The sequence below is a fragment of the Flavobacterium davisii genome (assembly GCF_019565505.1).
Classification (GTDB): Bacteria; Bacteroidota; Bacteroidia; order Flavobacteriales; family Flavobacteriaceae; genus Flavobacterium; species Flavobacterium davisii.
Window position 1 is genome coordinate 1,626,181 of sequence record NZ_CP067378.1, and the last position, 24,397, is coordinate 1,650,577.

At 32.0% G+C, this 24,397-nt stretch carries 15 protein-coding genes and 6 pseudogenes; 6 read left to right on the forward strand and 15 right to left on the reverse strand.

Annotated elements, in window-relative coordinates; all coding sequences use genetic code 11:
• Window positions 1–18: 18 nt before the first annotated feature.
• From JJC05_RS07890 to JJC05_RS17070, 10 genes and pseudogenes are all read right to left on the reverse strand, one after another.
• Window positions 19–732, reverse strand: a complete 714-nt coding sequence (locus JJC05_RS07890; protein ID WP_088393161.1) for a hypothetical protein — start codon at window positions 730–732, stop codon at window positions 19–21.
• Between the two features lie 28 nt (window positions 733–760).
• Window positions 761–1,081 carry a thioredoxin family protein gene (locus tag JJC05_RS18780; protein WP_374226357.1) on the reverse strand — a complete coding sequence of 107 codons (321 nt, stop codon included), beginning with the start codon at window positions 1,079–1,081 and terminating at the stop codon, window positions 761–763.
• Window positions 1,066–1,272, reverse strand: coding sequence for a hypothetical protein (locus JJC05_RS18785; protein WP_374226349.1), 207 nt, complete (start codon window positions 1,270–1,272; stop codon window positions 1,066–1,068). Before JJC05_RS18785 ends, JJC05_RS18780 begins: the two co-directional genes overlap by 16 nt.
• Before the next feature lie 88 nt (window positions 1,273–1,360).
• Window positions 1,361–2,122 (reverse strand): succinate dehydrogenase/fumarate reductase iron-sulfur subunit, encoded by a 762-nt coding sequence (locus JJC05_RS07900; protein WP_127823448.1) that lies wholly within the window; start codon window positions 2,120–2,122, stop codon window positions 1,361–1,363.
• 44 nt (window positions 2,123–2,166) lie between these two features.
• Window positions 2,167–2,541 carry a four helix bundle protein gene (locus JJC05_RS07905; RefSeq protein ID WP_105195218.1) on the reverse strand — a complete coding sequence of 125 codons (375 nt, stop codon included), beginning with the start codon at window positions 2,539–2,541 and terminating at the stop codon, window positions 2,167–2,169.
• A 27-nt stretch (window positions 2,542–2,568) separates the two neighbouring features.
• Window positions 2,569–4,578, reverse strand: a pseudogene (locus tag JJC05_RS07910) (fumarate reductase/succinate dehydrogenase flavoprotein subunit).
• Between the two features lie 20 nt (window positions 4,579–4,598).
• On the reverse strand, window positions 4,599–5,429 hold the full coding sequence (locus tag JJC05_RS07915; RefSeq protein WP_088393148.1) for a succinate dehydrogenase cytochrome b subunit: 831 nt from the start codon (window positions 5,427–5,429) through the stop codon (window positions 4,599–4,601).
• Window positions 5,430–5,582: 153 nt separating this feature from the next.
• A complete protein-coding gene (locus JJC05_RS17060) occupies window positions 5,583–6,104 on the reverse strand; it encodes a hypothetical protein (RefSeq protein ID WP_174647578.1) in 522 nt (173 codons plus the stop codon).
• Window positions 6,097–6,507: a WD40/YVTN/BNR-like repeat-containing protein gene (locus JJC05_RS18160; RefSeq protein ID WP_309597472.1), complete on the reverse strand. Its 411-nt coding sequence runs from the start codon at window positions 6,505–6,507 to the stop codon at window positions 6,097–6,099. Before JJC05_RS18160 ends, JJC05_RS17060 begins: the two co-directional genes overlap by 8 nt.
• A gap of 11 nt (window positions 6,508–6,518) precedes the next feature.
• The gene (locus JJC05_RS17070) at window positions 6,519–8,285 is read right to left on the reverse strand and encodes a beta propeller repeat protein (RefSeq protein ID WP_258929635.1); all 1,767 of its coding nucleotides are present in this window, start codon (window positions 8,283–8,285) and stop codon (window positions 6,519–6,521) included.
• 48 nt (window positions 8,286–8,333) lie between these two features.
• Here JJC05_RS17070 and JJC05_RS07925 point away from each other — a divergent pair, with 48 nt between their 5' ends.
• From JJC05_RS07925 to JJC05_RS07940, 4 genes and pseudogenes are all read left to right on the forward strand, one after another.
• Window positions 8,334–8,852 carry a Crp/Fnr family transcriptional regulator gene (locus JJC05_RS07925; protein ID WP_258929636.1) on the forward strand — a complete coding sequence of 173 codons (519 nt, stop codon included), beginning with the start codon at window positions 8,334–8,336 and terminating at the stop codon, window positions 8,850–8,852.
• 164 nt (window positions 8,853–9,016) lie between these two features.
• Window positions 9,017–10,309, forward strand: a pseudogene (locus JJC05_RS07930) (aminopeptidase P family protein).
• 93 nt (window positions 10,310–10,402) lie between these two features.
• On the forward strand, window positions 10,403–11,470 hold the full coding sequence (locus tag JJC05_RS07935) for a DUF2891 domain-containing protein (protein ID WP_088391816.1): 1,068 nt from the start codon (window positions 10,403–10,405) through the stop codon (window positions 11,468–11,470).
• Between the two features lie 36 nt (window positions 11,471–11,506).
• Window positions 11,507–12,289 carry an alpha/beta fold hydrolase gene (locus tag JJC05_RS07940; protein WP_235878725.1) on the forward strand — a complete coding sequence of 261 codons (783 nt, stop codon included), beginning with the start codon at window positions 11,507–11,509 and terminating at the stop codon, window positions 12,287–12,289.
• Here the strand turns inward: JJC05_RS07940 and JJC05_RS18790 are convergent.
• The 4 genes and pseudogenes from JJC05_RS18790 to JJC05_RS07960 all read right to left on the reverse strand — a co-directional run bounded on the left by JJC05_RS18790 (window position 12,286) and on the right by JJC05_RS07960 (window position 21,046).
• Window positions 12,286–15,043 (reverse strand): annotated as a pseudogene (locus JJC05_RS18790) (PD-(D/E)XK nuclease family protein). The gene JJC05_RS07940 and the pseudogene JJC05_RS18790 overlap by 4 nt on opposite strands.
• Before the next feature lie 61 nt (window positions 15,044–15,104).
• Window positions 15,105–16,511: an OmpA family protein gene (locus JJC05_RS07950; RefSeq protein ID WP_105195212.1), complete on the reverse strand. Its 1,407-nt coding sequence runs from the start codon at window positions 16,509–16,511 to the stop codon at window positions 15,105–15,107.
• A 105-nt stretch (window positions 16,512–16,616) separates the two neighbouring features.
• Window positions 16,617–17,809: pseudogene (gene kbl / locus JJC05_RS07955) on the reverse strand (glycine C-acetyltransferase).
• Between the two features lie 75 nt (window positions 17,810–17,884).
• Window positions 17,885–21,046: a UvrD-helicase domain-containing protein gene (locus tag JJC05_RS07960; protein WP_105195211.1), complete on the reverse strand. Its 3,162-nt coding sequence runs from the start codon at window positions 21,044–21,046 to the stop codon at window positions 17,885–17,887.
• 176 nt (window positions 21,047–21,222) lie between these two features.
• Between JJC05_RS07960 and JJC05_RS07965 the strand changes: the two are divergent.
• Window positions 21,223–21,829, forward strand: a pseudogene (locus JJC05_RS07965) (superoxide dismutase).
• Window positions 21,830–21,960: 131 nt separating this feature from the next.
• Here JJC05_RS07965 and JJC05_RS07970 read toward each other — a convergent pair.
• Window positions 21,961–22,530 (reverse strand): 5-formyltetrahydrofolate cyclo-ligase, encoded by a 570-nt coding sequence (locus JJC05_RS07970; RefSeq protein ID WP_088391828.1) that lies wholly within the window; start codon window positions 22,528–22,530, stop codon window positions 21,961–21,963.
• Between the two features lie 73 nt (window positions 22,531–22,603).
• Here JJC05_RS07970 and uvrC point away from each other — a divergent pair.
• Window positions 22,604–24,393 (forward strand): annotated as a pseudogene (uvrC, locus tag JJC05_RS07975) (excinuclease ABC subunit UvrC).
• Window positions 24,394–24,397 lie beyond the last annotated feature (4 nt).

The window sequence follows — 24,397 nt, forward strand, 5'->3', positions numbered from 1 at the left end:
TTTAAATATTATCAAGATTTATGGAAATAGAACTAATTTATCATTAGGCAAGTCGTATTCATATAAATCGTCTTTTTCAGCATCATAATACAACCATTGAATTTTAGTCATACGCCCTTCAAAAGAAGTACCTAACCCTAAAACCGTGTATGTTTTTCCATCGCGCTCTTGTTGCTCTATAGAATATTCTAAAGGAGAATTATCTGCAATATGTAATTTTAATAATTCATTTTTTGAATTAGCTACATAATACTCGACTAGTTCATAAAGATGTTTAAAATAACCGTCGGAATATTCATTTTCATTATACCAATGATACTTGAAATCGAGTTTATAAGTTTTGCGAAAACGAGCCAATTTCCCCTCTTTTATTTTCTTAAAAGAAACCAACCATTCTGCTAATTCAGGTGTTTCACCATCACCAGCTATATGAATAGTATCCATTTTCCATTCAATAGCAACTTTATCACCACGTACCAAACTCCTATCATCATTTTTATCGTTAATAAAAGAAAACGACTCATTATTTTTTCGGAGATTAATCAGCCTATAGTCGCCATCATCATTGTAATTAACAAATTCAAAAACATCTGAAAACAGTTTCGTTTTTGAAGTATTGTTGTTGGCCAATGTTTTAGTAGGGGAAATTGTATTTTTAGAAGTTGTTTTATCCTTACAACTCCAAAGGGAGATACCCAGTACAATACTGAGTGTGAGTTTTAGAAATCGCATTTATATTTAGTTTAGTTTTAAGCTGGATTTATTTTGAAATATTGGTTTCTAAAAAAGCTTTTACTTTATCAACACTATAACCTTTCCCTTCTTCCAAAGAGCCCGTTTCTTGAATATGAACCAATTTACCATCGGCATTTAAAATCATAAAAACAGGATAACCGTGTTTTTCGCCCGGATTACTACCGTATTGACTAAAGAACTTTTCATTCTTATTTTTGGTTGACCAATTCAAATGATAATAGATATAATTCGTATCGACCAATTGTTTTAATGTTTCATTTTTATTAATAAAATCATTCAGACGTAAGCACCAAATACACCAGTTCCCTCCTACTTGAATGAGGATTTTTTATGCTCCGTTTTTGCCGTTTTTAAAAGTTCAGCGACTTTTATAGAGGCATCTTCTTCTTCATGATAGGGTTTTGCTAAAACAGCTTTTTCTTGTTCTACTTTCTTTTTAGCTTCAGCTTTTTCGTCAGCAGTTTGAGCGAAATTCGCTTGAGCAATTAAGAGTAAGCAAAGTACTAACTTTTTCATTATCAAAAAATTTTAGGTGAATATACTAAAAAAGAAAACCCTTTCAGCCAAGTTAGACTGAAAGGGTTATAAACTTATGTTAAAGCTATTATTTTAAACTTGCTTTTAAGTATTCACTGTTCATACGAGCGATATTTTCTAATGAAATACCTTTTGGACATTCGATTTCACATGCACCTGTGTTTGTACAGTTACCGAATCCTTCTTCATCCATTTGACGTACCATGTTTAATACACGTTGCGTAGCTTCCACTTTACCTTGTGGTAATAAAGCATATTGTGAAACTTTTGCTCCTACGAATAACATAGCAGAACCGTTTTTACAAGTAGCCACACACGCACCACATCCAATACACGCTGCTGCTTCGAATGATTTGTCTGCGTCAACTTTAGGAACTGGAATTGCGTTTGCATCAATTGTATTACCAGAAGTGTTTACAGATACGAAACCACCCGCTTGTTGAATACGGTCAAAAGATGTTCTATCAACCACTAAGTCTTTAATTACAGGGAAAGCTTTACTTCTCCATGGTTCTACATAAATCGTATCACCATCGTTGAACATACGCATGTGTAACTGACACGTAGTAATTCCTGTATCTGGTCCATGAGCACGACCGTTGATAAACATAGAACACATACCACAAATACCTTCACGACAATCGTGGTCAAATGCTACAGGTTCTTTCTTTTCTGCAATCAATTGTTCATTCAATTGGTCCATCATTTCTAAGAATGAACTGTCAGTAGATACATTGTTTAATGAATAATCTACCATTTGTCCTTTGTCAGAAGCTTTTTTCTGACGCCAAACTTTTAATTTTATATTGATGGTTTTCTTTGATGCCATAATCTTATTTTTTTTTAAGCCATTAGCCAAATAGGCAAAAGGCATTAGTTTTTAGTGGATTCTAACTTATTAATAAATGAATTAATCATTTTAGATTCTTCTTCTATTTGCAACATTAACTGATTAAAACAATCATTCTTTTTTATAAAATTTAGACGATTGGCTATTATCAATTCTGTTTCGATTTCAAAAAGGGAACCACGTGCAATATTTACAAAATGTATATAACTCTGCGTTGAACTTCTACCATATCCTTCAGCAATATTTGATGGGATAGAAACTGAAGCTCTTTTTAACTGACTAGTTAGAGCATACATTTCTTCTTTAGGAAAATCTTCAACCAGCTCATAGATACTAACTACTATATCAATACCCTTTTGCCAAATTAATAAATCTTTATAAGACCTGATATCCCCCATAACTAATGCCTAATGGCTATTGTCTTTTTACTTATAATTACGAGCTGCAATCTTAATATATTCGTATTTCAACTCTTCTTTGTGTAATACCGATTTGTTGATGTCTTCACCTTGGTATTCCCAAGCTCCTACGAATGCGAAGTTTTCGTCATCACGTAAGGTTTCACCTTCAGCATCTTGGTATTCTTCACGGAAGTGACCACCACATGACTCTTTACGTTGTAAAGCATCCATAGCCATCAATTGACCTAACTCCATGAAGTCAGCAACACGTAATACTTTTTCTAATTCCGTATTCATTTCATCAGCAGCACTGGAACATATACATCAGCATAGAACTCTTTACGTAAAGCATCAATTTCAGCAATAGCCTCAGTTAATCCTTTTTCATTACGTCCCATACCTACTTTGTTCCACATGATGTTTCCTAAACGTTTGTGGAAATGGTCAACTGATTTAGAACCATTGTTGTTTAAGAAAGCATTAATTTGGTCTCTAACGTTTTTCTCAGCTTGTACGAATTCTGGTAAATCAGTAGAAATTTTACCTGTACGAATTTCATCAGCTAAGTAGTTAGAAACGGTATAAGGTAATACGAAATAACCATCGGCTAAACCTTGCATTAAAGCAGAAGCTCCTAAACGGTTAGCTCCGTGGTCAGAGAAGTTCGCTTCACCTGCTACGAAACATCCGAGGAATTGATGATTGTAAGTTATAATCAACCCATACACCACCCATTGTATAGTGAACTGCTGGGTAAATTTTCATTGGTGTTTCATAAGGGTTTTCGTCTGTAATTTTTTGGTACATGGTAAATAAGTTACCATATTTTTCTTCTAACCAAGCTTTACCTAAAGTAACAATTTCTTCTTGAGAAGGATTGTGATTACCTTTAGCATAAGCAGCTTGCTTACCTTTAGCAATTACTTCAGATGCGAAATCTAAGTAAACCCCTTCGTTAGTATCATTAGATTCGATACCAAAACCAGCATCACAACGCTCTTTCGCTGCACGAGAAGCTACGTCACGAGGTACTAAGTTACCGAAAGCTGGGTATCTTCTTTCTAAGAAATAATCTCTGTCTTCTTCAGCAATTTGAACTGGTTTCAATTTACCTTCACGGATAGCTACTGCATCTTCTATCTTTTTAGGAACCCAAATACGACCTGAGTTACGTAATGACTCAGACATTAACGTTAATTTCGATTGGTTTGTTCCGTGTACTGGGATACAAGTAGGGTGAATTTGTACATAACAAGGATTTGCAAAATGCGCTCCTTGCTTGTGGATTTTCCAAGCAGCCGTTACGTTACTTCCCATCGCATTGGTTGATAAGAAATATACGTTACCATATCCACCTGAAGCAATGATTACTGCGTGAGCAGAATGTCTTTCAATTTCACCCGTAATTAAGTTACGAGCAATGATACCGCGAGCTTTACCATCCACTTTAACTAATTCTAACATCTCGTGACGGTTGTACATTTTTACACGTCCTAAACCGATTTGACGAGATAAAGCAGAATAAGCACCTAGTAATAATTGCTGACCTGTTTGACCTGCTGCGTAGAATGTACGTTGTACTTGCGTACCACCGAATGAACGGTTATCTAACATACCGCCGTATTCGCGAGCAAATGGTACACCTTGTGCCACACATTGGTCGATGATGTTACCTGAAACCTCAGCTAAACGGTGTACGTTAGCCTCACGAGCACGGTAGTCACCACCTTTGATAGTATCATAGAATAAACGGTAAACTGAGTCACCGTCATTTTGATAGTTCTTAGCTGCATTCACCCCTCCTTGTGCTGCGATAGAGTGCGCACGACGTGGTGAATCTTGGAAACAAAATGCTTTTACATTATATCCCATTTCTCCTAATGAAGCAGCAGCCGAAGCACCTGCTAAACCTGTACCAACTACGATAACATCGATTTTTGGACGGTTGTTTGGAGCCACTAATTTTAAATTATTTTTATGATTCGTCCATTTCTGAGAAATGTGACCTTCAGGTATTTTAGAATCTAACTTCATATCTTTATATAGTAAGCTGATTATTTAACAAAGTGAATATAAACTGGGATGATCGCAAACAATAAAGGAACGATGATTGCAAATAATTTCCCAAAAGTTTTGATAGCTGGCGTAAATCCGTTATTGATTCCTAATGATTGAAATGCACTTTGGAAACCATGTAACAAGTGAAATGCTAATACACCCATAGCTAATACGTATAAAATAGTTGCGATTAAGCCAAAAGATGGATTTTTAAAGAACTCAATCGTGATTTTGTGTAAATCTTTATACCCTTCCCCTACTTTGATATTGGCCATTTTATTGTAAATATCTTTACCATTCTTAATTTCCATCCCTTGTTGTTCTAACATCATTTTGTCAGCAGGGAAGAATTGTCCTGGTTGCGTACCGATAATGTAATCTGCTTTTTGCCCCATTTGCTCCACTGTAATGGTTTGTAATGGCATTTGTGAAAAGTGCATTTTAGCCCAAAAATTAACCATGTGTGTAATAATGAAAACTAAAATCAAAGTTCCTAAAACCGCCATGTTTCTTGAAGCTAAAGAGCTGCTATTTTGAGGACTACTCATAGCATAAGCTACTGGACGCGCTTTTTTGTTTTGGATTGTTAACATAATCCCATCCACAGCGTGGAATAAGATTGAAATGTAAGTTACGTACGAAAGTAATTTTACTGCTGGATTGGTAGTCATGAATAACGCATACTGATTAAACTGTAACGCATCGCCAAAGATTAACTGTAAGTTACCCGCTAAATGACCAGCCAAAAACAAGCATAAAAATAAACCTGTAAGAGCCATCCAGTATTTTTTTGCAATAGATGACTTTAGAAGTGCAGATTTTGCCATAGTATTAGATTGATTGTATAGTTTTATAAAAAATCAAGCAAAAATAAAGGAAATTAGGGGTAATTACAACCTAGTAAATGTTATTTATAATGAATATAAAAAGGAACTTTTTAAAAAAAAGGTATTTAGAGCTACGTATTCTAAACCATTCATTTACTTGGAAGTTACAATTTCCATGATCGTTTCTTCTTTTATTCCCTCTGACTCTAATACTAATTGATATTTGGAAATGGGTAAATAAAAACGATTGTTTTTTGCTTTTTCTATTTTTATTTTCGGCTCTTTTTTCCTCCAATTTTCAACTATAGATTCTGATAATTCGAAATTATAATCTACTTTGTTTAATCCTGTTACCGCTTCCATTTCTTGTAAAAAAACAGTTTGATTGGAGCTGTTTTTTAATTTTAATCTAATCTTCCTCGTTTTGTTTGAGTAAAACCAAAATTCTGTTTTAGGTTCAAAGGATTTTGCCCAAATACTCCAAGCATTTCCCCAATATTCATTTTTTATAATGGGCTTTATTGTATAAAGTACAATATCTTTTTTTAGCATTTCTGTATTTATTTGTTGTACTTTTTCCACATTTACTTTGTAAAGTGAACGTCCATGTGTTCCTACAATTAAATCATTGGCTTTTTTTTGTAAAACTAAATCATGCACGGCTACTTTAGGCATACCTGATGTAAAATCTTGCCAGGGTTAATCCTTTATCTAAAGAAACATATAAACCATTGTCTGTACCCACATATAGTATATTTTCATTTTTATGATCTTCTATAATGACATTTACTGGACTATTAGGTATATTAGAAGCAATAGATTGCCATGTTTGTCCATAATCATCTGAAATGTAAATCATAGTGGTAAAAATATCGTTTCTATATCCATTTAAGGCTACATATACCCTTTCTTTTTTATGAACTGAAGCTATTATTCTTGATACCCAAAAATCTTGTGGTAAGGAATCGGATATTTTATTCCAATTAGCTCCTCCATCTTTTGATATATGTATTAAACCATCATCACTACCTGTGTAAAGTAATCCAAATTGTAGTTTACTTTCTGATAAAGTGGTAATAGTTCCAAAAGTTACATTTCCTTTTTAGTTCCTTTTGTTAAATCGGGTGAAATAATTTCCCATGTATCACCTTGATTCATTGAACGATGTAAGAAATTGGAACCTATATATGCTATATCTTGATTATGAGAAGACAATAAAATTGGGGTTTGCCAATTAAAACGGTATGCTATTTCTTCTTTCTTAGATTTAGGAGTTATAGTAACTGATTTGTTCTTGGCTCTATCAATTCTTTGGTAATATCCGAATTGGGAACCTGTAATGACAATGTGGGGGTTTCGGTTATCAATCTGGACTTGCATTCCATCACCTCCAGATAGGAACTGATAAGGGTATTGTCCTTCTTGTTGCCAATCCAAAGAATGTGTATAATTACTGGGCCCTACCCAAACGCCGTTATCTTGTAGTCCTCCGTATACATTATAAGGTTCTTGTTCATCTACATTTACAGAGTAAAATTGACCTACTGCTTGATTATTACATTTAACCCAATTTTTGCCTGCATCGTATGAAATGTTTATTCCTCCATCATTCCCGTTTATAATATGATTAGGATTGTGTGGATTTATCCAAACTACATGATGATCTGCGTGCGTATTCTCTCCTTGTATGGATTTAAATGTCTTTCCTCCGTCTTCTGATGTTACTAAAGGTACACCTCCTATAAAAATTTTGTTTTGGTTATTTTTATCTACTGCAATATTTGCAAAATAGTAACCGTAAGTATAAAATAAATCATCTATATATTTTTGGTTTGTTTTTACCCATAACTTCCCTCCATCTTCTGTTTTATATACTTCAGCTCCTATTACATCTACTTCAAGTGGTGTTTCATTAGGATCTTTAGTTTTTAATTTTGCAATATTAGGTCGTTTGTTTTGATTGTCTAAAATGGCGTATACAATATTTTCATTGTAAGATGCTAATCCTATACGTCCTATTCCTTCATTATGAGGAAAACCACTATCATTATTAGTCACACAATTCCAAGTAGCACCTCCATCTGTACTTTTGTAAATTCCTGAAGAAATACCATTTCCTAAAAAATGCCATGCTTTTCTATCACGTTGCCAAACAGAAGCATATTGAATAGAAAAATTATTTGGTGTATAAGTCAGATCAATAGCACCTGATTCTTCATTTACAAATAAAGTTTGTTTCCATGTTTTTCCTCCATCTATTGTTTTAAAAACACCTCTTTCTTGATTTTGGGTATACAAATGTCCTAGAACACCTACTATAATTTCATCTAAATTATTGGGATTTACAATAATTTTACTAATGTGATGTGAATCTTTTAATCCTATGTTTTGCCAAGTTTTACCTCTATCAGTAGATTTCAATAAGCCTATACCTGCATAAGAAGAACGAGATGAATTAACCTCTCCTGTACCTAACCAGATGGTTCCTGAATTCCAATCAACTGCTAGTGATCCGCAATTTTGTGTAGGAGCTGAATCGGAAACGGGTTCAAATGAGTTTCCATTATTATTTGTATACCAAAGCCCTCCTGAGGCGTAGGCTACATAAAATTCTGTTGGTTTTTGGGGATTAACGGCAATATCTACAACACGACCGCTCATTATTGTTGGTCCAATATTTTGAAAAATTAGTGATTTAAACCACGATGTCTTTTCTAATTTTTCTTTTTCCTGTAATGCTTTTTGAACTTCACTATCATTAGTTTGCGCATAAATACAAGCTGATATAAATACAAAAAGGGAGTATAAAATTTCATTTTTTTTGATTGATTGAAAGTTTGTATAAAAATAATACAATAAACCTTTATAAATTTACAACTTTAAGAAGTTTAACTTTTATAGTCTATGGTTAAAACTAATAAACTACTGAGCACAAATAATATTGATTTTTCAGATGTCATACAACAATTCCGAAGTCATTTTAAACCATTGTATTTAAAAAAAAATTCGTTTTTTGTAAAACAAAACGAAGTATGTCAATATTTTTGTTACATTAATTCAGGTATTTTACAACATGCTATAGCAATAAATAATGAAGAAAAAACAACTTATTTATCACTAAAAAACACTTTTACTGCCTCATTAAAAAGTTTTTTAACACAAACACGTTCTCGAAAACACATTAAAGCTCTTGTAAATACGGAACTGTTGGTCTTATCCTTAGAGGATTTTATAAGATTAAAACATGAAAATCCAGATTTTAATCAATTTTATTACGATTTAATCGAACGACAAAGTTGTTTGATTGATGATTATCGGATTGATTTATTGGCTTTAACTCCTGAAGAACGATATAAAAAACTTTTAGAAAATGAACCTAAATTATTAAATGAAGTTCCTTTACATTATCTAGCTTCTTTTTAGGAATCTCAAATAGACACATGAGTAGAATAAGAAAAAACAGTTTACAATCACAATAGTACAATATTCTAATTTTACAATTCATATTGAATTTAAAAATTACGCCATTTGGCTACTTATAAATAAAAACGGTTTAAGTACTTTTGGCTATCTAAAAAAATATTCCAATGAAATACTTACCAATAAACCGAGAGCTATACATCAAAAACCGTAAAAACTTTATGGCTCAAATGAAGCCAAACGGAGTAGCTATTTTTAATTCAAATGATATTTACCCTGTAAGTGCTGATAGTACTTTACCATTTGCTCAACATCGTGATATACTTTTCTTATCGGGTGTGGATCAAGAAGAAAGTATCTTGTTATTATTTCCAGATGCCCCTTATGAACACTTAAAGGAAGTTTTGTTTTTAAGAGAAACGAATGAGCATATTGCTATTTGGGAAGGAGAAAAATTAACAAAAGAACGTGCTTTTGAAATTTCAGGTATTAAATCCGTGTATTGGCTACAAGATTTCCATAAGGTTTTAAAAGAAGCTATGATGTATGCCGATACCATGTATATCAATACAAACGAACATTATCGTGCAAGTGTTGAAACAGAAACACGTGAAGATCGTTTTATCAAATGGTGGAAAAATGAATATCCAGCACATAAGGTTGAGAAATCAAATCCTATTTTACAAAGATTGCGTTCTCTAAAAGATTCTATTGAATTAGAATTAATTCAAACTGCTTGTAATATTACAGAAAAAGGATTCCGTCGTGTATTAGGATTTGTAAAACCAGGGCGTAACGGAATATGAAATTGAAGCAGAGTTTGCTCACGAGTTTTTACGAAACCGTTCTAAAGGTTTTGCTTACACACCAATTATTGCTTCGGGAACTAATGCAAATGTATTGCATTATATAGAAAACAATCAAGTTTGTAAAGATGGTGATTTATTATTATTAGATGTTGGTGCGGAATACGCTAACTATTCTTCAGACTTATCTCGTACAATTCCTGTAAATGGCCGTTTTACTGAAAGACAAAAAGCGGTGTACAATGCTGTTTTAAAAGTAAAAAATGAAGCAACTAAATTATTAGTACCGGTGCTTTATGGAAAGAATATCATATAGAAGTGGGTAAAATAATGACTTCTGAACTATTAGGCTTAGGCTTACTAGATAAAGCAGACATACAAAATGAAAATCCAGATTGGCCTGCCTATAAAAAGTATTTTATGCACGGCACTTCGCATCACATGGGATTAGATACACATGATTATGGTTTATTACACGAACCAATGCAAGCAAATATGGTATTTACCGTTGAACCCGGAATTTATATTCCAGCGGAAGGTTTTGGTATTCGTCTAGAAGATGATGTGGTTATTCAATCATCAGGTGAACCATTCAATTTGATGAAAAATATTCCTATTGAAGTAGATGAAATTGAAAGCTTAATGAATGCTTAGTCTTTAATAAATAAACTCTTGATAAAGAGGCCCCAAATAGTCTTCACTTTTTTGGGGCTTTTATATATTTAGTAAAACAAAAAAGTAATAGAAATGAAAAAAATCGGAACTATACTGCTGCATTTAATACTCTTTTCCTTGAACGCTCAAGAAAAATTAACGCAAGATTTAGCTTTAAAGTTAAGTAAAATGCCTTTACATTGTATTAACACTGAATTTCCTAATAAAACAAATCATCTTTCTGATTCTGAAAAAGATGCCATTCTATTACCTAAAGCATTACACCCTTCCTTTTATGGTTGCTTAGACTGGCATAGCAGTGTACACGGACATTGGATGCTAATTAAACTTTTAAAAGATTTTCCAACAATTGAGAACAGAGATGAAATTATTAAAATATTAAACAATTCATTTCAAAAAGATAAAATTCAAATAGAGTCTGAATATTTTGGAAAATATACTGCTTCAAAAGGATTTGAAAGAACGTATGGTTGGGCTTGGCTCTTAAAATTAGATCTGGAATTAAGTACTTGGCACAATGATTTAGGTCAAAAATGGCATCAAGAATTACAACCTCTGACTCAAAAAGTAGTAACACTCTGGAAAGAATACTTACCCAAACAAACTTATCCAAACCGAACAGGCGTTCATCCTAATACTGCTTTTGGACTATGTTTTGCTTATGATTGGGCCCATCATAACAAGGAAACAGATTTTTTAAATTTAATCATCAAAAAAAGTAAGGATTTTTATTTAAAAAACACTCAAATTCCATCACATTTAGAACCAGATGGTTCTGATTTCTTTTCACCAAGTCTACAAGCTGCTGACTTGATGACTAGAATACTTTCTGTAAAAGAATATGAAGTTTGGTTGAAAAAATATTTAACGAAAGAAGGTATTGAAAGACTTTGTCAAACACCAACGGTGAGTGATCGAAATGATTACCAAATAGTACATCTTGATGGTCTATCCTTTAGTCGCGCATGGAATATGAAAAAAATTGCCAAAAAACTACCTAATCATAACAAGCTTAAGTTGAGGTTTAACAAAATTGCCAATCAATTCATTTATAAATCCTTAAAAGTTATTTTTGATGGTGGATATGGTGGAGAACATTGGTTAGCCTCTTTTGCAATTTATGCTCTTTCTTTAGAATAGGTTAAATTATAAGGAGTACTTTGCTACTTTTGCAACATGAATGATATTATTTACAAAAACACCAAAATTGCTTATTCTTGTGACGGCCATGGTTCTACTATAGTTTTACTTCACGGTTTTTTAGAAAATTCAAGTATGTGGCATTTTTACAAAGATGTTTTTTCTAAAGAATATCGTGTTATTTGTATTGATTTGTTAGGCCATGGGCAATCTGATTGTATAGGCTATATTCATACAATGGAGGATATGGCCGAAGCTGTATGGGCTATTTTGTCTCAATTAAGTATTGACAAAGCTACTTTTATAGGGCATTCAATGGGAGGATATGTTTCTTTAGCTTTTGCTGAAAAATACCCTAACATGATGAGTGGTATCGTTTTATTAAATTCTACTGCTTACGCTGATGATCACGAACGCAAAATAAATCGCAATAGAGCTATTAAAATGGCACAACGAGAATACGCTTCATTGGTACAAATTTCTGTAGCAAATTTATTTAGTTCAGAAAATAGAGAACAACTTATTGATGAAATTAACCAAGTAAAATCCGAAGCGCTTAAAACACCTTTACAAGGTTATATAGCCTGTCAGGAAGGGATGAAGGTCAGAAAAGATCGTGTCAAAATTTTACAAACCGCATCATATCCTACATTACTTATTTTAGGCAAAAAAGATGGCATTCTTAACTACAATGAAAGTATTAAGCAATTAGAGGGTACTTCAACTGAATTAATTACTTTACCTGATGGCCACATGAGTCATATCGAAAATAAAGATGTTTTAGGTAATATTTTGATGGATTTTTTTAGTAAATGTTAAACGAGTATTTCTTCAAAAGCTAATTCTGGGTTTAAGATTTCTAAAATTAATTGAATTAATTCCGTTTTAAAATTTTCTAAAATTTCAGAAGTAATATGCGTTTTTAATTCTTTTTCTACTTTAAAACCAAAAGGCATAAACCCTGCTTTCATGTTTTTAAATGATATAATTCCGACTTCCATAGGTAGTTCTTTCAATTCTTGTTGATACATCAGGGCGTAACAAAGTAATTGAATAATTTTTTCATTTTTCAAATCAGTTGTCAAACCCTCCCAAGAAGTTATTTTAAGGCTATTTGCTTCTACTTTTCCTGTTTTATAATCAACAATCCTCACCACATTATTTCGAATCTCTATTCTATCTACATTTCCAGACAGTTTTAGTATATAAGGCAGACGGGGATCTTTAATTTCAACCGACAAAGTAGTTTCTAATTTTAAAACTTTAATTGCATCACCTTGTTGCACACTTGATTTTTCTTGTTTAAGGAAGTTTGAAACATTACGTTTAGCCACTTCATAAGCTAATAAATTTTTCCCTTTTTGAACTTCTCCTTCTTTATAAACTAATTTAAATTGTTTATAAACCTCATCATCTACAAGAGATGCCATTTTTTGTATGGTCTTTTCTGTTAAATATTCATTCAAATAAGGCTTATACAGTTCTTCTAAGGTTTGATGAATAATAGTTCCTAAGGTATTTAACGCTATGTTTTCTTCTACTTCTTCACTTTCTTTTATTGATAAAACGCGTTGAAAATAGAATTGTATAGGATTTCGTATGTAAGCTGTTAGAGCAGATGGAGAAAAACCTTTAACGGAAGCAATTTCATATAATCGCTGCATTACCACTTCTGATTTATCAATTCTGATAGGTTGGTAGGCAATCGTAGGGATTTCGGGTTGCATGGTTTTAAAAACCAACTGATGTTTAGATTGTTTTTCTACTTGTAATTGTGTTATAAATCGACTTTTTTCACCTCCATCTAAACCATCATTTTCTGTATTATAAATCAAAAAGATATTTTTAGCACGTAAAAGTAAATGATAAAAGTGATAGGTATAAATAGCATCTTTTTCTTTAAATGTAGGTAATCCAATTTCTCTTTTTACATCGTATGGTATAAAACTATTAGTAGCTTTTCCAGCAGGAAATTTTCCTTCATTCATAGAAGTAATAATAACCGTTTCAAAATCTAACACACGACTTTCTAATACTCCCATTATTTGTAAACCTGACAAAGGTTCGCCTTCAAAAGAAACTTCTGCTAAATCAATTATTTGTTTATAAATGGAGTATAATGCCGCTGGTGACTGTACAAAATCATTTTTTTCACAATAGGAAATTAGTTTATTAATTACTTTATAGATAGCATATAAAAATGTTTTGGTTATTTTATCTTCTGCTGTATTATCAGAAAGACATTGTTTTATGTGTAATAATATACCTCCTAATCGTTGCGCAATAACCAATGCTTTTTCGTCCCATCTTTCAAACAATAAATTAAATAAATCGGACGGATTAGTATGAAGTACGAGCAAACGTTCCTGCGTAATAAAGGTAAGATTATTCTTTTTATAATTTGAATTAAATCTTTTGCTTTTACAAAGCTCTCAATAATGGGGTTGGATAAAACATCTAATATATCTTTATAATAAAACACATAACTATTAGGATTTCTTTGAATGGCATTTGTATGCATTCTAAAAAGTTTGTTTAATAAAATTTGTATGGGATTATTACGAGCGGAATATCCCATTGTGATATTTAAACTTGAAACACCTTCTGGCAATGAATGCAAGGTGGGAATTAATAAATTTTCATCTCCTAGAACTAAGGCTACTTTGTTAAGTGAATTAGGATCTTCATTTAGTATATTTTGAATTATATTAGATACAATTTTAGATTGCCCGATTGATTTTGAAGAACCGATGATTTCTATCTTTTTTTTCTGAGAAAATTCATCTACTATCCAATCTAAAGGATTGCTTTTATAATGTCCCCATTGATTTTTAAATCTACGAATAAAGAGACCTGCATCATGCTGTGGATCGTTTAAGAAAACTCGGTCTATATCCCAAAGGATTTCTGCTTTATCAATGGCAACTAAATGTTGAATTATTTTTTCTTCTGCTTGATTGAGCGCATTAAAACCTGCAAAAATGATTTTTTTGCTTTTAGTTGCTGTGCAAAAAATTCTAGATTTTGAACTGCTTCTTTGTAAATGAGTCCTTGATATCCAACTCCTTTTGAGAGGAGTGATTCATAATACATTTCATAATAATGGGGTACTTTTTCCCAGAACAAAATTTGCTTATGTATTAATTCTGTTTTTTGATGAGGTTCTAAATTCCAACGTTTGAGTACTTCTATTTCTTTTAGATAAGAAAAGACGTAATGAGGTTTGATCAAATAGCGATCAATCTCATTAAAATCTTGCAGAAGAATTTTAGCCCAATTAGAAAATTGTTCAAAATCTTGTCGTTCGTCTATTGAAGTTATTTCGAGATAGGTATCATAAAAGGCAAATAGAAGTTCAATATTATCTAAAGGACGAATACCAGCTAAATCTTGTACAAATTCTTCAATACTTATAATGATGGGTACAAAAGCATATTGGGAAAAATGTTGCTTTATTTTATCTAATAAAAAAACGCTTGCTCTTTTATTGGGTAAAACTATTACAATATTTTCTAAATCGCTTGAATGTGTATTAAAAAGAAAAAGAGTCAGCTTATCAAGAAAAGTAATCATGGGTTAAAAATAAAAAAACGCCTCGAAAATTGAGGCGTTTTTAAATAATATTATAAAGAAATTATTTTACTAATTTCACTTCAACTCTTCTGTTTAAAGCTTTATTAGCTTTAGTAGTGTTAGGAGCTACTGGTTTAGTATCACCATAACCTTCTGAAGTTAAACGATCAGCAGCAATACCTTTAGACTCTAAGAAAGATTTAACAGCTGCAGCTCTTTCTTTAGATAATTGTAAGTTTTTATCTTTTTTACCTACGTTATCTGTATGACCTTCGATAGAGAATTTAGAACTTGGGTACTCGTTTAAGATAGCTGACATAGCTTCTAAAACTGGGTATGTTTGTTGTTGGAAACTTGCTTTACCTGTATCAAATAAGATTGTTTTAGCGTAGTCATTTAATTTTTTAACTACTTCTTCGCTTACTTCTGGACAACCATTATTAGCTACAGTACCTTTAACTGATGGACATTTATCGTCTTTATCTAAAACGGAGTCACCATCTGTATCTGGCCAAGGACAACCTGCATTATCTCTAGGACCTGCTTGGTTAGGACATTTATCTTTGTTATCCGCTACACCGTCTCCATCAGCATCTGGACAACCTTGTAAGCTAGCTAAACCTTTTACCTCTGGACAAGCATCATCTTTATCAGCAATACCATCTCCATCAGCATCTGGACAACCATTTAATTCTTTTAAACCAGCTACATCTGGACAAGCATCTTCTTTATCTTGGATACCGTCTTTATCTGTATCAGGACAACCGTTAAATTCTTTTAAACCAGCTACATCTGGACAAGCATCGTATTTATCATAGATACCGTCATTATCTGTATCTTTACCTCCGAATTGGAAAGTTAAACCTGCCATATTTTGGAATACTGAAGGAACATTAACTCTATCAGCAAAAGATTTTTTGTATGTAGTACTGAAAGAAAGACCTACTTGTTCTGTTAACCAAAAAGTTAATCCTGCTCCAGCATTTGCATTTCCTCCAGATGATTTTCCGAAGAAAGTGTATCCACCACCTAAGTGTAAAGATGGATCAAACCATTTTACTCCGATTAGGTTTTTAAAGCTATAACCAATTTTACCATCAACTCCATAGTACATTACATCTGGATTCGCAATTTGTATAGATTGGTTTCTATCAACATAGTCATATTTTGTGATTTTGTTAACAGATCCGATTACTCCAAATGACCAGTTTCCTCCTACGTTTCTAGTAACAGATAAATAAGAAACAGATGGAATAATATTTTGGTCTCTGTCAAAATGTCTAAAACCAGCAAATTTATCTAAGAATCCTTCCTTAGAATCAAAAGCTCCCTCTGGTCCAGCACTCGTTCTAGTGTCTACAGAATTCACACCGAATGATATTGCCCATGGATTATCACTGCTCTGTGCGTTAGCACCTAGACCAGCAATCATCATCATAGAAACAAAAAGTTTGTTAACATGTTTCATACTAAATTTTTATTTGATTACAATACGTTATTGTCAGCAAATGTAATAGATAGGTACTTAATTACAAAATCTATTTTAAAAAAATTGCATTCTTTAGTAATTTTTCTACAGTATTATTTTCAATTCTTTACCTACTTTAACAAAAGCATTTATGGCCATATCTAAGTGTTCTTTAGTATGTCCTGCTGATAACTGTACTCGGATACGCGCCTTGTCTTTTGGTACTACTGGATAAAAGAAACCTATTACATAAATACCTTCTTCTAACAATTTATCTGCCATCGTTTGTGACAACTTAGCATCGTATAACATAACGGGTACTATTGCTGAATCTCCATCTATAATATCAAAACCTGCTTTTTTCATTCCTTCTTTAAAATAATGCGTATTCCATTCTAATTGATCACGCAAAGAAGTATCTTTCTCTAATAATTGAAAAACTTTTAAAGAGGCTCCTACAATTGCTGGAGATAATGAATTTGAAAATAAATAAGGTCTTGAACGTTGACGTAAAATCTCTATAATTTCTTTTTAGCAGTTGTATAACCTCCCATAGCACCTCCTAAAGCTTTTCCTAAAGTACCTGTAATAATATCTACTCTTCCCATTACACCTTTAGCTTCTAAAGTACCTTTACCTGTTTGTCCTATAAAACCTGCAGCATGGCATTCATCTACCATAACCATTGCGTCATATTGTTCTGCTAAATCACAAATTTTATCTAAAGGTGCTACTAGCCCATCCATAGAGAAAACACCATCTGTTACAATTAGCTTAAATCTATGTCCTGCTTGGCTGGCTTTTTTTAATTGTTCTTCTAGCTCTATCATATTGTTATTTTCATAACGATAACGGGCCGCTTTACACAAACGCACTCCATCAATAATAGAAGCGTGATTTAAACTATCTGATATAATACAATCTTGTTCACCTAATAGTGGTTCAAAAACACCTCCATTTGCATCAAAAGCAGCTGCATATAAAATAGTATCTTCTGTTCCATAAAATTTAGCAATAGCAGCTTCTAAATCTTTGTGTATATCTTGTGTTCCGCAAATAAAACGAACAGACGACATACCAAAACCATGTGTGTCTAATGCGTCTTTCGCGGCTTGTACAACTTCAGGATGTGATGATAACCCTAAATAATTATTAGCACAAAAGTTAAGCACTGTTTTACCGTTAACCTTTATTTCGGCTCCTTGTGGCGAAGTAATAATTCTTTCTTTTTTATACAATCCATTAGCTTCGATGGTTGCTAATTCTTCTTTTAAAAAATCTTTAATCTTTCCGTACATATTTTTTAAATTCAAAGTTTTAAATACAATATTGTAATCTGTTAGTATTACAAAAAAATTTCTTTTATTTTTGGTTTACAAATTTACCACTTCCACCTTTTCACCAACATAAACCAATGCTTTTTTTTCAATTTGATACCCCATTTCGATTAAAGCTTTTTCATAGTCTAGGAGTTGTTGTATATATTTTGGTTGTGGTGTTCCTGTTTTGTAATCCAATAAAAAAGCCTTATTATCTTTTATAACTATTCTATCTGGCACATGATTGGACTCGCCTTTTTTCAGGATTACTTTTTCATTATACACTACACCATTTTCAGCAAAAAAATCAGATAAATCAGGATGTTCTATTATTTCTGTTAGTGTTATTTTTATTTCATTTTCTTGTGATTTAACAATCAAGCCATTTTCAATTGCTTTAATTAGGGCTAGTTCTATATCATTTTTTGTTTTTATATAGGATAATATTTCATGTAGCGTATTACCAAATTCAATAGCCTCTAATTGTTTACTTCCCCACATCATGGCTTCTCGCTGTGCAATCTTAATGGCTTCTGTAGCAATTGTAGTGGTTACAGGAGGGATGACTTCTACTGGATTTGTTATAATGTGTGGAATGGATATTCTTTCTGAATTACCAAAATAGTATGTCTTCTCTTCTACATTGAATTCTTTCTGATTCTCTACATATTCAATAAAAAAAGAAGCTAAAGTATTGGGTAAATGGCCTTGTTTGTTCCGTTCTTTCCACGAAGAGATAATATATAATTGTTCTTCTGGTCTAGTTAAAGCAACATAAAGAACGTTGATATTATCTAACAAATCTTCTTGCATTTTTTCTTGATACACCTCAGAAGCTTCCGAACCATAGTTTGTGACTTTACTAGATTTATCTATTAGAAATTTCTCAATTTCTTTTGTTTCTTCGGGTGCATCTAACCACATTTTTTCGCGTTTGTTCCTACTATAGTTTTCATCTGCAAAAGGAAAAATGACAACAGGAAATTCGAGACCTTTTGATTTATGTATCGTCATAATACGAATTGCATTAGCTCCTTCTGACGTAGGTACACTTAATTTATGACCATTCTTTTCCCAATAATCAAGAAAATCAGGTATTGAAAATTGATTTTTTACATCTTTTTCTAATATAACATCTAAAAAATATTGCACATAGGCATTATTTTTTTCCACAGGAATACCATTTAAAATCAAATGTTCTACAAGTTCGTATAATGATTTACGACGTATATTTTGAAAATCAATTGTTATTTGAAAATCCATTAACCATTTTTGTAATGTTTCTTCATTTAACTTGTTTATCCCTTCTGCTATAAAATCATGAATGGGCAGTACGGTATTAAATTCTATTGCTAAATAGTACAATGCGGATGCTAATGCTTCTCGATCTTTTGTATTAGTCAGATAACGCATCATATTTAGCAAAAACTGGACTTCAGAGGCGGTTTCTAACAACAAACTTTCGGAAGATATAACAGGTATATCTTGCTGCGTTAAATAGTTAGCTAATAAGACTCCTTTACTATTACTTCTAACTAAAATAACCATTTCATTGTATGAATATCCTTTTTGTTGAATTTCTAAAATACTCTGCCTTGTTTTTTTTAGATATAAATCATCCTGTGAGATTTCATCTTCATCATTATCTAAGTTTACATTGCTTCCTTTTGGCAAAAAATGAATATTAACAAAACCTCCTTTTTTATTCTTTACTTTCTGAAAACTTTTATTTTCATACAAATCTTTATAAGATGCTTCTTCAAACTTAGATGACAGCTGTTTAAAAAAGGCATTATTAAAATGAATGATGTTTTCGCAACTTCTATAATTAGTATCTAGGTCTATTACTTTTTTATCTTTATTACTAAAAGGATTGGCTTGATTAGCTAAGCGAATAAATTGCTCTGCTTTTCCACCTCTCCAACGATAAATAGACTGTTTAGGATCGCCCACTAAGAGCAATGATCCTCGTACTCCTTGCAAATCTTCGCTTGAAAGTGCATTATCTATTAAGGGAATTAAATTTTGCCACTGCATTTCTGATGTATCTTGAAATTCATCTATAAAAAAATGCTTGTATTTTTCGCCTAAACGTTCGTATATAAAGGGTGCTGGTTGATTTTGAATTTGTTCGTTAATTAATTTATTAAACTCTGCAATAGATAAAATTTGTTGATCTTCTTGTATATTTTTTAATTGATTACTAACCGTATTTAGCAATGATAAAGGTGTAATATTTTTCAGAAAAGCATCATACAAATCTTTTTTTTGAAGTTGATTATAAATCCCTTCTAAAACACTCAATAGTTCTGGAACACAAGATTCTATAAGTGTTTTATCTTTGGCTGATTTATTAATTCTTACATCATCCAATTCATGATATGTTTTATTATTTGGATTAAAATTGCCTTCTGCAATGCCTTGTATATGTTTTGGAAAATGTCCTGCTGAAAATGATTTCAAATCAATTCCTTTACTTTCCATCCACTCTAACAATAAAACCGCTTCATTCTTTGTTTCTTGAAGTATTAATTCACATTGCTCTAACAAACGGTTTCGTAATAACACAAAATCTTGAATAGATTTATCTTTTAGTAATGCTATTTCTTCACGATTATTTTCATTCGTAATTAATTTTCCTGTATTAAAAATTTCATTGGATACGTCCCAAGATTTATCATCATCTGTCTTTTCCATTGTAAAATCAACCAATAGCTTGGTTAACTCAGGATCATTACCTGCTTGTGCTACAATAGCATCTACTGCCTCTTGAAGTAAATTATCCGTATCTAGAGACACCTCAAAAGTTATAGGCAAGTTCAAATCAATTGCAAAGGAGCGAATAACTTTATGGGTAAATTTATCAATAGTTGAAATATCAAAAGCAGCATAGTTATGAATTAGATTTTTAATAATTGACTGCGCTTTTGTTGTAATTTGGTTCAGACTTAATCCTGTGTCAACCGCTATGTCTTGCATTAAATCAAGTGTCTTAGCTGCTGGATTATCACTTGTAAAGTCAAAAAGACTGCTTACAATTCTGCTTTTCATTTCATGAACCGCTTTATTGGTAAATGTTATAGCTAGAATATTTCGATACGCATCCTCTTTTGAGGATAATAAAATAATTTTCAAATATTCTTTAACTAGAGTATACGTTTTACCTGCTCCTGCTGATGCGTTATAAATGGTGAAAGCGGAATTTTGTTTAGTCATTAAAAAAAAAATTAGAAGAATATTTTATCTATTTTAAAATTTTACAAGTATATAAAGTAATAAAAAACAAGGGGTTCATTAATCTTTATAGAGAAATAAATTATAACTATTTCTTTATCCAAAGTTAATTGATTAATTTTGAAATCAAATTTATTAATTACTAAAACAATAATATTATGGCATTTGAATTACCGCAATTACCTTACGCGTATGATGCGTTAGAACCTCATATTGATGCGAGAACTATGGAAATCCACCATACAAAACACCATAATGCTTACACAACTAATTTAAATGCCGCTGTTGCAGGTACTGAATTAGAAGGTAAGCCAATAGAAGAAATACTAGAAAATTTAGATATGACAAAAGCTGCTATCCGTAATAATGGAGGTGGTTTTTATAATCACAACTTATTCTGGACTGTGATGTCTCCAAATGGTGGTGGAGAGCCTACAGGTGAATTGGCTGAGGCCATTAATTCAGCTTTTGGAAATTTTGCCGCTTTTAAAGAAGCTTTTACAAAAGCAGGTGCTACACAGTTTGGTTCTGGATGGGCTTGGTTGTGTGTAAAAGAGGGACAATTAGAGGTTTGCGCAACAGCTAATCAAGATAACACGCTAATGCCCCGGTATAGGTTGTGGTGGCACACCTATTTTAGGAATGGATGTTTGGGAACATGCTTATTACCTAAACTACCAAAACCGTCGTCCAGATTATATGGAGGCTTTCTTTAATGTTATTAATTGGGAAGAAGTAACTAGACGTTATAACGAAGCAAAATAAAAGAGGCTGTCTAGAAAGACGCTAATCCTATCATTTTCGACCAAAGGGAAAAATTATTCTGATAATAAGTATTTCCTCTTGGTCGAATTAACAAAATAATCACTAACGTATGTATTACAATTTAAATAGTACTATTTGAATTGTATAATACCAAAAGGAGTTATGCAATAATCTAAAACAATATCAGAAGCACTAATATCCGATACCAACTCCTCTTCAGGATCAAAATAAGAAAGTCCTATTTTTATCGTGTCAGGCTTACAACCTGATAAAAATTGATCATAAAATCCTTTCCCATAACCTACACGGTTGCCTTTTTTATCATACGCTAATAAAGGGACAAAAACTACATTTATTTTAGAAACAGGAACCTCTATACCCTCTATTGGTTCTGGAATACCATAACTATTAATTTGAAAGTGTGTATTATCGGTTAAGAGATAATGTATCATTTCTCTCGTGTTAAAATTAGATTTAGAAACGATTACTTCTTTATCTCTACCGGATAAAATTTGAAGAATAAATTCAGTATTAATTTCTTTTTGTTTTTCTATAGGCAAAAAAAGATGAAAATACGTCTTGTCCCAAATAGGCAAATCCAAACAATGATTCGCTATATTCAAGCTATCATTCATAATTTCATCAAAAGTAAGTGCTTTACGCAATGTTTTATATTTTTCTCTAAGGTCTTTTTTATTCATAAGACAAATGTAAAAGAAAATAAATTAAATTTGTTTGTTTTTCACGTACTAAACCAGACCTATATTATCTTACATGAGCTCTTCACTTGAACTTCAAATTCAAACATTACCCGATCAACGGTGTCTATCAATATTTTGACAAAGAAGGAAAGATTTTATATGTTGGAAAAGCAAAAAACCTAAAAAAGCGAGTTTCTTCCTATTTTACCAAAACACATGATACAGCCCGAATTAATGTTTTGGTAAAAAAAATAGTAGAAATTAAACATATAGTGGTTCCAACTGAAACAGACGCTTTACTATTAGAGAATAATCTAATTAAAAAACTACAACCTCGTTATAATATTAATTTAAAGGATGACAAAACATATCCTTGGATCTGTATTAAAAACGAAGCTTTTCCTAGAATATTTCCTACTAGAAGAATGATTAAAGACGGATCAGAATATTTTGGCCCTTACACTAGTTTTAAAACGGTAAATACTATTTTAGAACTCATCAAAGAACTTTATCCTTTGCGTACTTGCAGTTATGACTTAAGTCAGTCTAATATTCGATCTGAAAAATTTAAAGTTTGCCTTGAATATCATATAGGTAATTGCAAAGGCCCTTGTGAAGGTTACGAAACACAGGCTCATTATCATCAGCAAGTAAATGCTATCAGAGAAATTTTAAAAGGTAATTTTAAAGATTCATTACGGGACTTTAAGAAAATGATGCAGGAATTAGCGATGGACTTGCGATTTGAAGAAGCTCAAAAAATAAAAGAAAAGATAGAAGTTTTAGAAAATTACCAAGCGAAATCTACTATTTTAAATCCTAAAATAACTAATCTTGATGTTTTTTCGATTATTTCCGATGAAACAATGGCTTACATCAATTTTTTACAAATATCACATGGTGCCATTATTCGATCTCACACAATGGACATTAAAAAGAAATTGGAAGAAACGGATTTGGAACTTTTAGAGCTAGGCATTATTGAATTACGCGAACGTTTTCATTTAAACGCTAAAGAAATTATCGTTCCTTTTGAAGTAAATTTAGGTGATAAAATAACCATTACAATTCCTAAATTAGGTGATAAAAAACAAATTTTAGATCTTTCCGAACGCAATGCAAAATATTATCGTTTAGATCAATTAAAACAAATTAAAATAGTAGATCCTGAAAGACACACAAATAGACTAATGGCTCAAATGCAAAAAGATTTACGTTTAGCCGTAGAACCTCGTCATATAGAATGTTTTGATAATTCTAACATACAAGGTACTAATCCTGTTTCTGCTTGCGTTGTATTTAAGAATGGAAAACCTAGCAAAAAGGATTATCGCCATTTTAACATTAAAACAGTAGAAGGACCTAATGATTTTGCTTCTATGGAGGAAGTGGTATACAGAAGATATAAACGTTTATTAGAAGAAGAAGAGCCCTTACCACAACTCATCATAATTGATGGAGGAAAAGGCCAACTCTCTTCTGCTTTAAAAAGCTTAGATGATTTAGGTTTAAGAGGCAAAATTGCCATAATAGGTATTGCTAAAAAATTAGAAGAAATTTTTTATCCAGGGCGATTCTATTCCTTTGTACCTTGACAAAAGATCAGAAACACTTAAAACGATACAATATTTACGGAATGAAGCCCACCGATTTGGTATTACTTTTCACCGAGATAAACGAAGTAAAAATGCTATACAATCAGAATTAGAAACGATTCCCGGAATTGGTGAAAAAACAAGGGAAATTTTACTAAAACATTTCAAAAGCGTAAAAAGAATTAAGGAAGCTACAGAAAAAGAAATCTCTGATATTATAGGACTTTCAAAAGCCAAAAAAATTCACGAATTTTATACTAAAAAATAGCTAT